The 14,567-nt window shown below is 57.3% G+C and carries 16 protein-coding genes; 7 read left to right on the forward strand and 9 right to left on the reverse strand.

What is annotated here, in order from left to right; translation table 11 throughout:
• The first annotated feature begins 10 nt into the window (after positions 1-10).
• Genes ACX3M4_RS13500 through ACX3M4_RS13510 form a run of 3 tightly spaced genes read left to right on the forward strand, consistent with a single transcriptional unit; the run spans position 11 to position 2,802 of the window.
• The gene (locus ACX3M4_RS13500; protein WP_459359068.1) at positions 11-1,948 is read left to right on the forward strand and encodes a VWA domain-containing protein; all 1,938 of its coding nucleotides are present in this window, start codon (positions 11-13) and stop codon (positions 1,946-1,948) included.
• 8 nt (positions 1,949-1,956) lie between these two features.
• Positions 1,957-2,523, forward strand: a complete 567-nt coding sequence (locus ACX3M4_RS13505) for a cytochrome c oxidase subunit 3 (RefSeq protein WP_459359069.1) — start codon at positions 1,957-1,959, stop codon at positions 2,521-2,523.
• Between the two features lie 6 nt (positions 2,524-2,529).
• Positions 2,530-2,802, forward strand: coding sequence for a cytochrome C oxidase subunit IV family protein (locus tag ACX3M4_RS13510; protein WP_459359070.1), 273 nt, complete (start codon positions 2,530-2,532; stop codon positions 2,800-2,802).
• On the opposite strand, the gene ACX3M4_RS13515 is transcribed toward ACX3M4_RS13510, so the two are convergent.
• Both ACX3M4_RS13515 and ACX3M4_RS13520 read right to left on the reverse strand, forming a co-directional pair.
• Positions 2,792-3,349 carry a DUF4202 domain-containing protein gene (locus tag ACX3M4_RS13515; protein ID WP_459359071.1) on the reverse strand — a complete coding sequence of 186 codons (558 nt, stop codon included), beginning with the start codon at positions 3,347-3,349 and terminating at the stop codon, positions 2,792-2,794. The genes ACX3M4_RS13510 and ACX3M4_RS13515 overlap by 11 nt on opposite strands.
• Before the next feature lie 2 nt (positions 3,350-3,351).
• A complete protein-coding gene (locus ACX3M4_RS13520; protein ID WP_459359072.1) occupies positions 3,352-4,056 on the reverse strand; it encodes a Crp/Fnr family transcriptional regulator in 705 nt (234 codons plus the stop codon).
• Between the two features lie 169 nt (positions 4,057-4,225).
• Between ACX3M4_RS13520 and hemA the strand changes: the two genes are divergently transcribed.
• Both hemA and ACX3M4_RS13530 read left to right on the forward strand, forming a co-directional pair.
• Positions 4,226-5,449, forward strand: a complete 1,224-nt coding sequence (gene hemA / locus ACX3M4_RS13525) for a 5-aminolevulinate synthase (RefSeq protein ID WP_459359073.1) — start codon at positions 4,226-4,228, stop codon at positions 5,447-5,449.
• Positions 5,450-5,783: 334 nt separating this feature from the next.
• On the forward strand, positions 5,784-6,167 hold the full coding sequence (locus ACX3M4_RS13530) for a c-type cytochrome (RefSeq protein WP_459359074.1): 384 nt from the start codon (positions 5,784-5,786) through the stop codon (positions 6,165-6,167).
• A gap of 439 nt (positions 6,168-6,606) precedes the next feature.
• Here the strand turns inward: ACX3M4_RS13530 and ACX3M4_RS13535 are convergent, their stop codons facing one another.
• On the reverse strand, positions 6,607-8,091 hold the full coding sequence (locus ACX3M4_RS13535) for a recombinase family protein (RefSeq protein ID WP_459359075.1): 1,485 nt from the start codon (positions 8,089-8,091) through the stop codon (positions 6,607-6,609).
• Between the two features lie 556 nt (positions 8,092-8,647).
• On the opposite strand from ACX3M4_RS13535, the gene ACX3M4_RS13540 reads away from it, so the two are divergent.
• Together ACX3M4_RS13540 and ACX3M4_RS13545 are read left to right on the forward strand one after the other, a co-directional pair.
• Positions 8,648-9,100: a helix-turn-helix domain-containing protein gene (locus tag ACX3M4_RS13540; RefSeq protein WP_459359076.1), complete on the forward strand. Its 453-nt coding sequence runs from the start codon at positions 8,648-8,650 to the stop codon at positions 9,098-9,100.
• Positions 9,101-9,276: 176 nt separating this feature from the next.
• Positions 9,277-9,528, forward strand: coding sequence for a plasmid partitioning protein RepB C-terminal domain-containing protein (locus ACX3M4_RS13545; protein ID WP_459359428.1), 252 nt, complete (start codon positions 9,277-9,279; stop codon positions 9,526-9,528).
• A 16-nt stretch (positions 9,529-9,544) separates the two neighbouring features.
• On the opposite strand, the gene ACX3M4_RS13550 is transcribed toward ACX3M4_RS13545, so the two are convergent.
• From ACX3M4_RS13550 to trbL, 6 genes are read right to left on the reverse strand one after another with little or no spacing between them, the layout of a single operon-like run.
• Positions 9,545-9,853, reverse strand: a complete 309-nt coding sequence (locus tag ACX3M4_RS13550) for a DUF736 domain-containing protein (RefSeq protein ID WP_459359077.1) — start codon at positions 9,851-9,853, stop codon at positions 9,545-9,547.
• A 2-nt stretch (positions 9,854-9,855) separates the two neighbouring features.
• Positions 9,856-10,113 (reverse strand): DUF2274 domain-containing protein, encoded by a 258-nt coding sequence (locus ACX3M4_RS13555; protein WP_459359078.1) that lies wholly within the window; start codon positions 10,111-10,113, stop codon positions 9,856-9,858.
• Positions 10,110-11,372, reverse strand: a complete 1,263-nt coding sequence (locus ACX3M4_RS13560; RefSeq protein WP_459359079.1) for a TraB/TrbI/VirB10 family type IV secretion system protein — start codon at positions 11,370-11,372, stop codon at positions 10,110-10,112. The genes ACX3M4_RS13555 and ACX3M4_RS13560 overlap by 4 nt, the downstream gene beginning before the upstream one ends.
• A gap of 29 nt (positions 11,373-11,401) precedes the next feature.
• Positions 11,402-12,430, reverse strand: a complete 1,029-nt coding sequence (gene trbG / locus ACX3M4_RS13565) for a P-type conjugative transfer protein TrbG (protein WP_459359080.1) — start codon at positions 12,428-12,430, stop codon at positions 11,402-11,404.
• Entirely contained in the window at positions 12,427-13,137 is a 711-nt protein-coding gene (gene trbF / locus ACX3M4_RS13570; RefSeq protein WP_459359081.1) for a conjugal transfer protein TrbF, read from the reverse strand. The genes trbG and trbF overlap by 4 nt, the downstream gene beginning before the upstream one ends.
• A 10-nt stretch (positions 13,138-13,147) precedes the next feature.
• Positions 13,148-14,479, reverse strand: coding sequence for a P-type conjugative transfer protein TrbL (trbL, locus tag ACX3M4_RS13575; protein ID WP_459359082.1), 1,332 nt, complete (start codon positions 14,477-14,479; stop codon positions 13,148-13,150).
• Positions 14,480-14,567: the final 88 nt, after the last annotated feature.

Raw genomic sequence — 14,567 nt, forward strand, 5'->3', positions numbered from 1 at the left:
GGCCAGACCGATGGGCAAGATCGACTTCGAGCCATGGGAACCCGAAGAAACAATCGGGAAACTGTGGCACGCGTTTGCAAGCCGCCTCGATGCACCCGAGGTGCATCATGGAGCTGCGGTCGGCCTCAATGAGGTCGGCGGGCGGCTTGCTGTCCTTTTCCGAGGACTGGGAGGAGCTCACGGCGTGGAGCTTCGACCGGTCAGCGAGGAAGTCTCGCGCCACCGCCTCGGTTTTCTGAGGCGCCTCGGCACCGAAGCCGAGGCCGTGGCGCGGGCAAGTTTCGACGGCGAGGTTCTGCGGCTGCCCGCAAGCCTCGCGGTTTTTCCCTTCCGTGAAGCCAATGCGGCGCTCTATGTGTGGCTGACGGCGCTGGCGGCCCACGCTCCTGTGCATTGTGCCGAACCTGATCCGTTTGCTGCGGATCTCCGGGCCTTGCAGGTCACCAGCGCAATGGTCCGCGAAACGCTGACCCAAGCGCCGGGCCTGCGCGAGCTTTATACCGCGCTCTGCCAACAGGCGCTTCTGCAACGCCCGTCTGCCAAGTTGCCCACGAGCGAAGACAGTCTGGAGCGGATTATCCGCTTCAGGCTGGGCGACCCGGCCCAGTTGACGAGCGAAGCCCAGGAGATGCTGGAGCTTATCGACCGCGGGGCGTTCTCCGATGTGACCGCTCCGCGCGGCTACCGCCCCTTCCGACCCGTTCCGCTCTGGCCGGATCTGCGCGAAGTCGTCTTTTCCGCAGGCGATGAAGTCGAAAGCCGGGAAACGGAAGGCACACCGGAAGAAGCCGCCGGCAAAACGGTCCGTGCCCGCCGCCGCAAGGCCGATCAGGCGGAGCGCAAGGACAGCCTGATCCTGCACAAGTTCGAGGCGATCCTCAGCTGGGCGGAATTCCTCAATCTTAACCGCCGTGTCGATGACGACGACCATGACAGTGCCAAGAAGGCTGCCGAGGACCAGGAGGAAATCGGTCTCGGCCAGATCTCCAAGGCTCCGGCCACGCGACTGAAACTGCATCTGGACCTTGCGCCGGAGGATGTCGACCGGGAGCGTCTTTCCGGAAAGCATCTTTATCCCGAATGGGATGCGCGCAGCGGCAAATACCTGCCGGACCATGTCTGTGTGCTGACCAGCCTTGCCGAAGCCGATCCGGAAAAAGGCACGGCCGCCTGGGACGAGCGCACTGCGTGCCGCATCCATGCTGTGAAGAAACAATTCGAGGCTCTGCGGCCCGGCCGCGTGACGACGCGCGGCCATCTGGACGGCGATGCGCTTGATCTCGACGCCGTCGTGCGTTCCGAGGCCGAGCGTTTCGCCGGCGGTGCCGGCTCGGAGCGGATCTGGCTGCAGACACGGCCGGAGGCGAGAGACCTGGCGGTCTCGATCCTGCTCGACGTGTCCCGTTCCACCGAAAGTGCCGTCACCGGCCGGGCCGTGATTGATATCGAACGCGAGGCGCTGACCGCGTTGGCCTGGGGCCTCAACGCCTGCGGCGACGACTTTGCGATCAATGCGTTTTCGTCGCTCAAGCGCCATCGCGTCTATCTTCAGGCCTGCAAGGGCTTCGGCGAACCGATGAGCCAACATGTCGAACAAAGGATCGGCAGCTTGCGGCCCGGTTTCTACACAAGGCTGGGAGCTGCCATCCGCCATGTTTCCCGTGACCTTGCGGCCCAGTCGCGCAAGCGCAAGCTGCTTCTGGTGATCACGGACGGCAAGCCGAACGATCTCGATCATTACGAAGGCCGCCACGGCATCGAGGACACCAGGATGGCCGTCCGGGAAGCCCGGCGCGCAGGACAATCGGTCTTTGGCGTCACCATCGACAAGTCGGCGAAATCCTGGTTCCCGCGGCTCTTCGGCCAGGGCGGCTTTGCGGTGATCCCGCATCCGGATCACCTGACCCGAGCCCTGCCCCAGATCTACCGCCAGATCGTCGGGGGATAGAACCGGCCGTGCACGCTTCCGCCCCGAAACCCGATACCGGCATGCTGGACAACCTGCCCGGCGAGTTGATGATGTGGGTGCTGATCGTCAGCGAGCTCCTGGTCTTCGGCGCCGGCCTTGCCGCCTTCATGAGCGTCAGGATTTCCGATCCGTCGGGATTTGCGGCAGCACGTGCCCAGCTCGATCCGGCGCTCGCCGGCATCAACACCGTCATCCTCATCACCAGCGGATTTCTGGCAGCCAGGAGTCTCGCTTTACGACTGAGATCAAAGCGTGCCGCAGCCCGCTGGCACCTGATCGGGGCCATGCTCCTTGGCGGCGCTTTTCTGGCGATCAAGTTTCAGGAATATGCAGCGAAGGCGGCGGAAGGCATCTCCACGGAGACGCATCCCTTCTTCACCTTCTACTATCTTCTCACCGGGTTTCACGCCACCCATGTCGCGGCCGGGATTTTTCTGCTGGGCATCGTTGCCTGGAAGGACGCCCCGCGCAACATCGAGACCGGGGCCGCCTTCTGGCACATGGTCGACCTTGTCTGGGTGCTGCTTTTTCCGGTGATCTATGTGCTGGGGTAAGGGCAGATGACATCCAGACCGCTTGTCTGTGCCTGGCTCGCCCTGATGGGCCTCAGCATCGCCACCGTTCTGGTCACGTCGGTCAGCGCGGATCTTTTCAGCCGCAGCCTCTTTGGCGGTCTGCTGCTGTTTCTGGCCTGGGCCAAGGCGCGGATTATCCTGTCGCGCTTTCTTGGTCTCTGGCAGGCGCCGGCATGGCTGTCGGGCTTCAGCTGGGTGATCGGGCTCTATTGCCTGCTGCTGCTTTGCCTTTATCTGGTACCGGCAATCACAGTCTGAAGGCGGCAGCGAGCGGTTCAGGCAGGTCGAATTCGGCCAGAACGCGGGCGCGACCTTCGTCCGACATCTTGCGGGCCGTCTTCTGAACGATGTCCAGTACCTTGGCATCCTCGTGCTTGGCGGCGAAGGGCGCAAAATACCACTTCAGGAAGACGAAGCAGATGACATCTTCCAGCGCCTGCACGTCCGCATCCCGCTTGATGCCTTCCTTGCGCAGCATTCGGGCTGCCGCCTCGATCTCTGCCTCTGAATACCCTGCCGCCGCCATGATGCCGCCGACGCGGTCCGCATGATGTTTCGCCAGGTCCCGGCGCCAGGCATGGTAGCCGGCCTTGCCCTCCGGATAGGAGCCGCGCGGCGAAGTCCAGCGTTCGATATGCTGACCCCTTGCAGCGATCTTCAGCGGATCGCCCGCTTGCGGGAAAAAGCGTGCCAGTTCTTCACTCATCCGCCGGCCGTAAAGCAGAGCCGCCGGCACCCCCTCCTCCCGGTTCGGATCGGCTGCGTTGGCGTCGTCGATGGCGGCGAGTGCGGTTTCAAGCTTCATGGTCAGCCCTTGTGCCACGCTTCGACCGGGTCCTCTTCGGAGAAGGCCCTGAGCCGTTCGATATCCTCGATTTCCGCATGGTTGCGGTTGATCTGAACGCCGACGGACTTCAGCCGCGCAAAGGACCGCGACAGGCTTTCCGGCTTCATGCCGAGACGGCCGGCGATCAGAAACTTGTCGTAGGGAAGCGTCACCTCGCAATTGCCGCTTTCCTGTTCGCACAGCTCCAGCAGGAACTCGGCGACGCGCTGCGGGCCTGTCTGCGCCTTGAGCTGCTCCAGCTGGGAGACCAGCGAATGCAGGTGGATGAAGGTGGAGGCAACAACGGAAACCGCAATCTCCGGATCCTTGCGCATGGCCTCGAGGATGGCAGTGCTTGGAATGCGCATAACCTCGCAATTGGTGACCGCTTCCGCCGAAACCGGATAGGCAAGCCCGCGGAAAGCGACCGCCTCGCCGAAACTCTCGCCCTTGGCAAAGACATTCACCACCGCCTCGCCGCCATTGGGCGCAATGCGGTAGAGTTTCACCCAGCCGTCCATGACGATGTGGATCGCCTGCGCCGTTTCACCCTGCAGGAACAGGGTCTCGCCGCGGTCATAGGTCCGCCAGCTTGACAGGCTCAGCACCATCTCGCGGATCTCCTGCGGAAAGCTCTTAAGCAGCAGCGAGTTCTGCGCGATTTTCCTCTGGCGATCGGTCGGCATGCATCTCTTCCTGATCAGGTTTTACGAGAAACCTCTACAGCGTCCCCGTAACCTTGCACAATAGAAAGGTCTGGTCATCACCGCTTTCCGCCTCTTCTTGACTATTGTCATTCAGGCCTCCGTCTCCGCCTCCTAAGTTCGTCCCGATACGTGAGAAAGCGGGGATGTCATGGACTATCAAGCCTTTTTCAAAAGCCGCCTGTCGGAGCTGAAACAGGCCGGAAACTATCGGGTTTTCATCGACCTGCAGCGCAAGCGCGGCAACTTTCCCGAAGCCCGCTGGACAAACGGCAACGGCACGAAGGACGTCGCCATCTGGTGCTCAAACGATTATCTCGGCATGGGCCAGCACCCGAAGGTGGTTGCCGCCATGCATGCGGCGATCGACCGCTGCGGCGCAGGCGCCGGGGGGACCCGCAACATTTCCGGCACCACCCACGACCATGTGCTCCTGGAAGCCGAACTGGCGGAACTCCATGGCAAGGAAGCCGCGCTCGTCTTCACCTCCGGCTATGTCTCGAACTGGGCGGCGCTCGGCACCCTTGCCTCGCAGATACCGGGGTGCATCGTCTTTTCCGACAGCCTGAACCATGCGTCGATGATCGAGGGCATCCGTCATTCGCGTGCCGAGAAGGTGATCTGGAAGCACAACGACGTTCAGGACCTGGAAGCCAAACTCCAGGCCGCGGACCCGTCGAAGCCGAAGCTGATCGCCTTTGAAAGCGTCTATTCCATGGACGGTGACATCGCCCCGATCGCCGAAATCTGCGATCTTGCCGACCGCTATCGCGCCATGACCTATCTGGACGAAGTCCATGCCGTCGGCCTCTACGGCCCGCGCGGCGGCGGCATTGCCGAACGCGAGGGCCTCATGGACCGCCTGACCGTCATCGAGGGCACGCTCGGCAAGGCCTTCGGCGTTGTTGGCGGCTATATCGCAGCTTCCGCGGAGCTCTGCGATTTCGTCCGAAGCTTTGCCAGCGGCTTCATCTTTACCACCGCCCTGCCGCCGGCCATTGCGGCGGCAGCGACCGCCTCCATCCGGCACCTGAAGCAAAGCAACGTGGAACGCGAGGCACACCAGGCGATCGTTGCCCAGGTGCGGCGGCGGCTCGACACCCTCGGCATCCCGCATGTGGACAATCCGAGCCACATCATCCCGGTCATCGTCGGCAATCCGGCCAAGTGCAAGTTCCTGTCGGATACGCTCCTGGAGGACTTCGGCATCTATATCCAGCCGATCAATTACCCGACCGTGCCCAAGGGGACGGAACGGCTGAGGATCACACCCTCGCCGGTTCACACACCCGGCGATGTCGACCGGCTTGTCTGTGCGCTGCATTCGCTTTGGGCACAGTGTCATCTGGCCCGCCAGCCTGTCGCGGCCGAATAGCCCGGCAACTGGTGTGGGCGCCGCTTGACGGTTGTCAAGGAGAGGATGTGCCCGGACGGTTATCTCATCCCCTACAGGCTGAGACTTGAGCGTTTCCTGGCGAAAGGAGAACCGGTTCGCCATCCGGAAACGCGTCATCCGAAGACCTGGAGCATGCCCCGTGGCTCAGACAAGCGGGACAGGCTCCGGACACCGGCCGTCCGACAATGAGGCCAGGGACGGACCGGCAAAGCCGGGCGAACGCAGTTTCGCCCGGCCCCCTCGGCCGCAATGCCTCGGGCCGTTCCCGCTCCGCTCCAGCGGCCGGGTTTCGACGCAAAGGAAAGGAAAACCCATGCGAATGACATTCACCTGCCTCGCCACCCTTGCCGGTCTGCTGGCAGTTCACCCTGCGCTGGCCGACGGCGATGCCGCCACCGGAGAAAAGGTCTTCAAGAAGTGCGCTGCCTGCCACGCGGTTGGCGAGGGAGCCAAGAACAAGGTCGGCCCGTCCCTCAACGGCATCGTCGGCGCCCCCGCCGCCCAGGTCGAGGGCTTCAAATACTCCGAAAACATGGTGGAGCTGGCCGCAGGCGGCCTCGTCTGGGACGACGAAACCCTCACCGCCTATCTGCACAAGCCAAAGGACTTGGTCCCCAAGACGAAAATGTCCTTCGCGGGCCTGCGCAAGGACGAAGACATCGCCAATGTCATCGCCTTTCTGCGGACGTTTGAGTAGGCGGGAAGCTCTTTAGTCAGGCGTTGCTTCGAGGGGAGTTCATTGGACTATCCGGTCGCAATGCCTGACCGAACCGGGTACGGGACTGGCTAAGGTTCCGTGCTGTCTTTCGCAGCTAATATGAGTGATCGAGTGCCAGAAGACTTCCTGAAACAAGATTTTCTCGAACAGAGAATGCAAATTGTTGTTCCAGATGCGCCCTCATAGCCCCCCCCTAAATATTAAATCTATAAAAACTGATCTCGCAGGAAAATTTTCAACTCTCGCAACTTCTCCAAATTTAGATGGCGTGAACATATTCGCCAACTTGGGACCACTAAGTTTTTTAGGAGTTTACGTTAAATTCAATTCTACATATGACTATTCCTTTCTTTTCTTAAGTTAATATCACAAAAATTATTTTGAATTTCCTCCGAACTTAACTTCGGCAATACTATCTTCAAGCCTCACATTGATTGTCATTGTATGCGGCTATAAACTTAAATCCACTGGTAAGTTCCATATCACAAAATCCGATATTTCGAGCGTAACGCAAGGGTTTCGCAAAAACTTTTCTAAGTATTTCGCCACGGAGTGATAAAGACGCTAACTCCCACACCCTCCAGACACCTCCAGATACCGCAATTAATAACTGTGATTGTAGATATATATGCTTCCAATTTTCTAAATATTCCCTTTCTTCCATATCTTGTGAAACAACTTCCCATTCTTTGAATACTTTCCCGCAACCCGTCTCGCAAAGTTTTTTCTTAGGACTTACAGCCAAACTCTCGTCGTCGGACTGAAATTTCTCATCCTCTTGCCAAATGTAACTGAATTTTGAGGCAAGACTTTTTATGTTCACTTTCTTATTACTAGAAACATCCCTCAACAAAAAATTTTCCTGAGAGCGAATTTTCTTAATAATCTCTTCGAACTCCTTTTCAATTACGTCCTTTTTGATAGATTTACGTTTCTCATCACAGTCATTATTAAAACATTCGTAGTAAAAATAGTGTCTACTGCGCCCCTTTGCTCGGTAGACCGTTAAGGGTTGCGTACATCTATGGCAAACTACATGACCTTTCAGCGGAAACTCCTTCTCAGTGTCTACGCATACTGGAGCATACGCACTTTCGCGAAGCCGGGCCTGGATACGTTGAAAAGCGTCCCATGTAATAAGTGCTTCATGCTTCCCTTTCGTCAGCGGCACCCCCCAAGGCTCATATTCGTAATAGCCCGCATAAATCTTGTTTGTGAGTAAGTTTTTTATCCGCTGCGGATGAATCTCTCCTCTGGAATTGCGGGCAAAGATCGAGTGAGATTCGAGGAACCGTTTCACATCAGACTGAGTTTGAAATCTGCCTGTTGCAAAACCACATAGCGCCGTTTCAATTACTGCAGCATCTGGGTCGTCTCGAACTAAAAATTTGCCACTATGAGCTTTCACACGTGCGTATCGATATCCTGTAGGAGCCCAAAAGGTGAAGTATCCATTCATGAGTCGAGCCTTCATGCGGTGGCGAACCTGTTCACCATTCTTTTGGCGAAAGTGCTGAGCCATACTGGCAACAATGTTTTCAAACAACATACTGTCTGCGTCTTCGCCGAATTCGATGGATGGACTTTCCAACCTAGCGCCTACAGCTCCTAAGGCATTGCGTAGTTTTCGATGAACCTCTGTGTCACGAGCTAAACGTGAAACATCGTCAATCAAGACAACGGGCAGCATCGACCGATGCGTATTTAGCCAAATCATCATACTTTTAAAACCGGGCCGATTTACATCGCCGCCGGAAACACCTTCATCCCGAAACACTTCAGCTACTTCATAATTTTTGTAGGCAGCAAACTCACGGCAGCGGTGCTCCTGAGAGGCTAGGCCGTCGCCCTTCATCACTTGAGTTGCACTGGATACTCGAGTGTAGATAACTGCTAACGTCATTTATGCCCTAATACTTTCTAAAATAGATTTTAATCAGACGAATTCTATAAATCTGAAATCTATCACTGTTGTCGGATGATTTTTCACTCCGGCAACTACCACATCCTATTCTAGGAATATAAAATACGAGTATCTCAAAATACTATTTTTATATTTGAAAAACATTACACTACATAAAATTTCCTTTCCAAACACTGATCTAGTTTTTCCTCTTAACTATTAACGAACTCTGCTTGCTAGGAGACAAAGAGAATTAAATCGTGTTTCACGAGACGGGGGTTATAGCGGCCGGCTAGATCGGAGGACACTTCGTTTTCTGTAGCGTTTAGGATCTCATTTTTGCTAAAAAGGGGTGATCGTTAGGTATTCTGAACCGGCGCGGTTAGCTGTCGATTTGCTTTCGGGATAGCCATTGTCTTTCGGAAGCGGTTCGTTGGTGCGAGCCGCTTCCGAGAGCTTGTAACAAGAATCGGCTAAAAAGTTCGGCCGACAGCATGGAGTTTACACATATTCTGGATTTATTCAAGCTATAAATTCAGTTTTTGTGTTTATTTGTATGGCACGACCTGCTAAGCCAAAAACAGAAGTTGCTCAGAGGCTTATACAAGTGAGGGGCGCGTTTTCACGCGATGATTTCGCGCAATCTCTGGGAATTGTTGCTGGGACGTACGCAAACTATGAAAGAGGGAATGTCGAACCAAGCATATCAGTTCTCCAGACCATTGCGCATGTTCATCAAATTAATCTCCATTGGCTTCTCACAGGGCATGGTACCCATGCACTCGCTGCCGACATCCAACCAGCCGTCGATACACTCTCCCAATACCGCGGTTTCGTGCATGCCGTTGTGTCGGTGTTCTGGGAACAACTCCCGCACGAGACTCTACCGCAACAAGCCGCTGAAGAGTTCGTCAATATACTTGATTATCTTATTGAACGCGAAGACATGACTTATGAAGCAGCCCTTGAAATAGCTCGATTCAGCGCCAAACGACTAAGAAAACCCTAAATCGAGATAAATCCCCAGCCCTTTACTGCACTTTAATATTCCGAAAAATAGAAATTTTTAATTTTAGGCAATAAACACTCTCTTTATTACTTTATAATCCCGAGATCGCATCAATTGTCCCATCGCCTTACGGCGACAGACTCCCAACGAAAGCAAAAAAGTGACTTCTATTGCCGGTGAAAGACATGATGGAACAAGAGTCGGAAAAACTCGATCGTGAGTTCCGGCTTTTGGAAGAAACCTATGGGCAGGATCATCTCGATCTCGTCATCGCCACCGGATATGTGAAGCGTCTGATCGACAACGCCCGCATCGTGCGATTTCTTGCCCGCTCTTTTCCGGAACTGCTTGCGGAGTTTCAGAAAGTCGTCGAGAGCGCGGAATCGGCACAGATCATTGCATCAAATCAAACGCAACACTCCCATTAAGTCCTGGGCAAAGTCCCTATCCCTCTCGCCGGTTCCACACCAAGAACGCGACATCTTCGTCGTCGAAAAGGGCTGCCCGGATAGGGTTGGGAAAGCTCGGATCGTCAAGCAATACACTCAGATAATCCCTTGGATGATCTCCAGTCGTCTTCGCTTTCCAGGCAGCGCCGAGCTCAGACCGGCCGGCATAGATCCGATAATGCGGGGCACTCTCCGAAGTCTTTTGTTCGTTCACCACGAAGCTGGCTTTGACATTCACGGTGAGCGTTCGGATTGTACCCGTATAGCCGTCCTTGTTGGCGGTGAAGCTGCCGATTGTCGCCATTTTCAAGTCTCCTGAGTTCGGTTGTGAATAGCCGGCGGCTGCCTTTCGGCAAGCCGCTTTCGTGCCCGTCTGAACCCCGTGTCTGCCTCCATAAACGAAGCCAGCATGAAGGGGATCAGGTCGGGAATACTTTCCTTCTGCCCATAGGTTTGGCGGTAGATTTCGGCATAGTCGGTCAGCGCCGCTTTCAGCTCTGCGTCTGCGGTGAATGTGATCTTTGCTCCTTGCCGATCGGGAAGCTTTCCCAATTTCAGGGTCATCGCGAGGTTCCTATCTCCCCGTATGGCCTCAAAGTAATGTCCTTGTGCACGATGACCCTGAGTGGCCAACCCGGACGTATGGTAATGGTCGGCTGAATGTTGAGGTTTCGCGTTGTTAGGCTTTGACCTGCCTGATTGGCATTTTCCTGGACTGAGCTTCTGAGCGCTTCAGCCAACTCGCTCTCTTCCTCACCGAAGGTCAGCTCCGTGCCGACACCAAGCAGCGTCGACAATGCAATCCCTTTCAAGAGCCGCCAGGTGTGATAGTCGACCTTATCTTCAAGGCCGGCATAGCCTGCGGGATCCGTTGCCGGCAGATTATCGAGCACGACCGAAGACCCATTCGGCATGATCAGACGTTGCCAAACGATCAAAGCCCGATCCTGGCCGAACGAGACCTGACTGTCATAGGTGCCGAAAAGGCGGGATCCTTGCGGCACGAGCAAATGCAGGCCTGTTGCGGTGTCGTAGACGTTGTTTGTGACCTGCGCGATGACCTTGCCGGGTAAATCGGAGTTCAGGCCGGTGATCAGGCTCGCGGAGATGATCGTTCCCGCCATGAGCTGGTACGGCGATACCGGATCCTGTAGGAGGTGTCTGCTATGGATCTCGTCGCTGACTTCGGCATTCAAAAACGCCTGCTTGCGACGCTGGCCGTTCTGATCCGGATCGGTTTCCGTTTCGAAGGAACCAATTGGAATCCCGGCCTGGAGGAGCGAAGCAGAAGTCGACTGCGGCCCGTCGGTGCCAGTCGATACCGGTTGGCCGACTGCAGTGCTTCCGCGGCCCTGAATCCCTTCAGAGCCAGAAACCCTCGTGTTGAGCTGGAAAAAGACACCGGACTCCCTTCCCTGCTGTGCCAGCCGCGCCAGTCGAATTCTCTCGGCGCGCGCAGCATCGGCCTCCGCGTCGGGACGGAATGGCGAAGCCGGCGCCGGTGCAACGCCGAGATCCCGCTCGGCCCGCACGATCCCGGCCCCAAGATCCCCCGGCAAAGGCGGTCCGAGTTCAATCTTCGGCGCGAGCTCGCCGTAGCTTTTGGGCAGTTGCTCAAGGCCATTGGGTTTTGGATGGTTTTCGGTCCGGTAAAGCTCGTTCCCGGTCTTCATGCGATCGAATATCTGGGGCGGATCCAGAGCTATGAACACTGCACTTGAGAGCAGCACCAGGCCCGTTCCCGAAAGCAGAAACAGGAGCCGCCGGTTGACCTGCTTGACGGGTCGGGGCCTTGCACGCAATGCAAGGTCTTCCGGGTCCACCTTCGGCGCGGAACTCATTTTTTCCGAACTCATTTGGAACTCCCCCCACTACGAGAAAAGAAACCAAAAATATTGCGTTTTCCGGAAGGACGGCTGTCAGCCCGAGTGATCCGAACAATTTGCTGCGGTTTGGTCCCGAGGCGCAATTCGGCAGCCGCAAAGAGCCGGTCGACGATGTAGTAGTTGCCGGTCACCCGGTAATTGACGAGCTGGTTTTCGCCGTTTGGCCCGACGACAAAAAGGGGCGGTGCATCGCCCTGGTCGAGCCTTTCCGGAAACTGGATATAGACCTTATTGGTGTCGTCGAAGACGCGCACCGGCCGCCAGGGTGGAGTATCACCGCTCAATCGATAGCGGAACTTCAACTGGTCCAGACGCAGGCCGCGATCGGCGACAATTTCCGCTGCCGATTGCGCTTCACTGTTGCCGCGTTGGAGTGCAATGAGCTCGTCCCTCGGATAGTGCCAGGAAACGGAGGCCATATAGGTGTCTGTGTCGCTGGTGAGCTCCAGGTGATAGGTGCGGCGATCCGTGATGATCACCAGATTGGTTTTCAACCCTTCCTTGATCGGTTTTACCAGAACGTGCGCACGCGCATTCTCGCCGGTTCCGCTCACCGTGTCCCCGATTACCCAACGGACGGTGTCTCCGGCAGAAACCGCAACAATCTGTTCACCCGTCTGAAGCGCAATGTCGCTGAGTTGCGCCGGAGCCGTATAAAGCTGATAAAGCGCGCCTTCGACGTAAGGGTAGACCTGGATCGCATTGATATATCCATCCCTTGAGGGTTCGATCTTGGCAGCCTGATTTGCGGCAGCGATGCGGTCTTCCGGCAGCCCCTCGTCCTTCTTTTCGCCACCCGGCCCTGGCGTTCTTTTGAGCTGACCCGGCAGCGGCAGGAGTTTCGGCTTTTCAACGATCGTTACCGGTCCAGGAGACTCGACCGAAAGGCTCGCGGGTTGGAAGGCGGCGGTATCGAAGTCGATCTCCGGGGGCAGATCTTTCTGCGCGCAGGCAGCCAGGCTCACCGAGGTCAAAAGGACGATCAGTCTTTTCATCTTTCTTCTCGCTTTTCTTCATTGGGGGTGAGTTCCTGGCTCCAGTTCACAGCGCGGACGTAAATTCCGAGCGGGTTCTTGCGCAGGGCCATTTCGGTGCGAGGTGGTTTGAGAATGACTGTCAGGACTGCACGGTGGCGGGTGGAACGCTCGTGCGCGCCGCTCTCGAAAGCTTCCTCCAGCCAGCGAATATCGAAGCTCTCTGGCGAAGACCGCACGACGCTTGTCACCTCGATGGTGACGGATCTTTTGCCTATCCTGCCGAAGGGGTCGTTCCTGCGCGCAAACTCACTCAGCGTCTTGGCCGCTTCCGCGGTCGTATAGTTGTATGCATCCAGCCAGTTTTGCCGGACGACGATCGGATCGACCGACAGCGAACGCACATTTTCAATGAAGCGGGCGAGGTGCCAGGCGATCTGGGCATCGGAGGGTGAATAGGCTTCAAGGGCCGGGCCGACCTCCCTCACCTCACCCAGCCGATCGACCTCGACAACATATGGGGTGATCGTGCTCCGGCCGGCCTGCCAGACCACTCCGGCTGAAAGTGCGCCCGCCAGGGCCAGGCACCCAAATGCCATCAAGCGCCAGTTCCGTGCCTGAACACGGGCCGAACCGATCCGCTCGTCCCAGACCTGCGCAGCCTTGTGATAAGGCGTTTCCGCCTCCGGTGTCTTGCCATAGGAAAGCATTGCTCGCTTGAAGAACATCGCGTGCCTTTCAGTCGTTGGGATCGAGTTTGGGGGCGTCGCCGGAAACCGGCCGGTCTCCGTCGCGCAAGGTGTGGGCAGCAATCGTCACGCCTTCCCGCAGCCGCTGTTCCCGGCGCAGGCGATGTGCCCAGGACGGCGTACCAGCGGCTGCCAGTTCCCCCTGATTGCCTGGAGCACTTGCTGTGCTGGTTCCACCCGTTGCGGAAAACGCCGCGCGTTCGCCGCTCTCAAAGGATGCCCGGATGCCGCTCGTCGCATCAGAAGCCAGGTTGCGGGCACCTTGAGCAACAGCACCCGCCCCTGCCTGAGCAACACCTGCCAGCCCTGACGCAACGCCTGCAGTGCCGGTCGTTCCGGAAGTGGCCTGAGCCAGTTGGTAGGAGGCTGATGCGCCGCCAGCGAGCGCTGCAGCAGCGCGCGTCGAACGAACACCGCCGGCTGCGACAGTTCGGGCTCCTCCCAGAGCAAGACCACCGGTTGCCGCTCCGCCGAGGGCCAGTCCCGCCGCCGAACCGGCGATGGCTCCTGCCCCCAATTGCGGGGCGCCGGACACCAGACCGGCAGCAATACCGGTTCCAAAGATGCTGAGCATGAAGATCGAGAGAGCGCCCAGAACCGTTGAGGCTGCTTGCGCCAGCGTGATGGCGCCTCCCGCAAAAGACGAGGTGAACTCACCAAACAGCGTCGAGCCGATGCCGACGATGATGGCGAGCACCATCAGTTTGATGCCGGCGGCAATCACATTGCCGAGCACCCGTTCGGCGAGAAAAGCCGATTTGTTCCAGAGCGCGAAGGGAACCAGAACGAAGCCGGCAAGCGTTGTCAGCTTGAACTCCAGGATCGTTATGAAGAGCTGGATAGCGAGGATGAAAAAGGCAATCAGCACCACGATCCAGGCAAGCATCAGGACGACGATCGTGACGAAATTCTCGAAGAAGGCGATCGGGCCGATGAGGGTCGACACTTCTTCCAGAAGCGGTAGTGCCGCATCATATCCGGCAGCCGCAACAAAACCCGGCCGCATCAGGTCTGCAGCGCTGATCGGAGATCCCGTTGCCTGCAATCCGAGCCCGGCAAAACTTTCAAAGACGATTGAGGAGAGGCTTGCAAAGTTGTTCAGGAGGAAGGCAAACGCGCCGACATAGAGGACCTTGCGGATCAGGGACGGCAACAGCGACCTATCCTCGGAAAAGGCCCAGAACAACCCTGCCAGCGTGACGTCGATCCCGATCAGGACAGTCGTCAGGTAGGCGACGTCGGGCTCCAGCAGCCCGAAGCCAGACTCGATATAGGTGACGAAGGTTTCGGTGAACCGGTCGATTACATTCAAATCGTCCATTTCCATCTCCTTCGTTTGTGGATTGAAACGCAGCTACCCGTGCCGCGCGGCCGGCTCGCAGCCGCCCGGGTGGACGCCATTCTCAGCC

It is taken from the genome of Roseibium sp. M-1, from assembly GCF_054515675.1.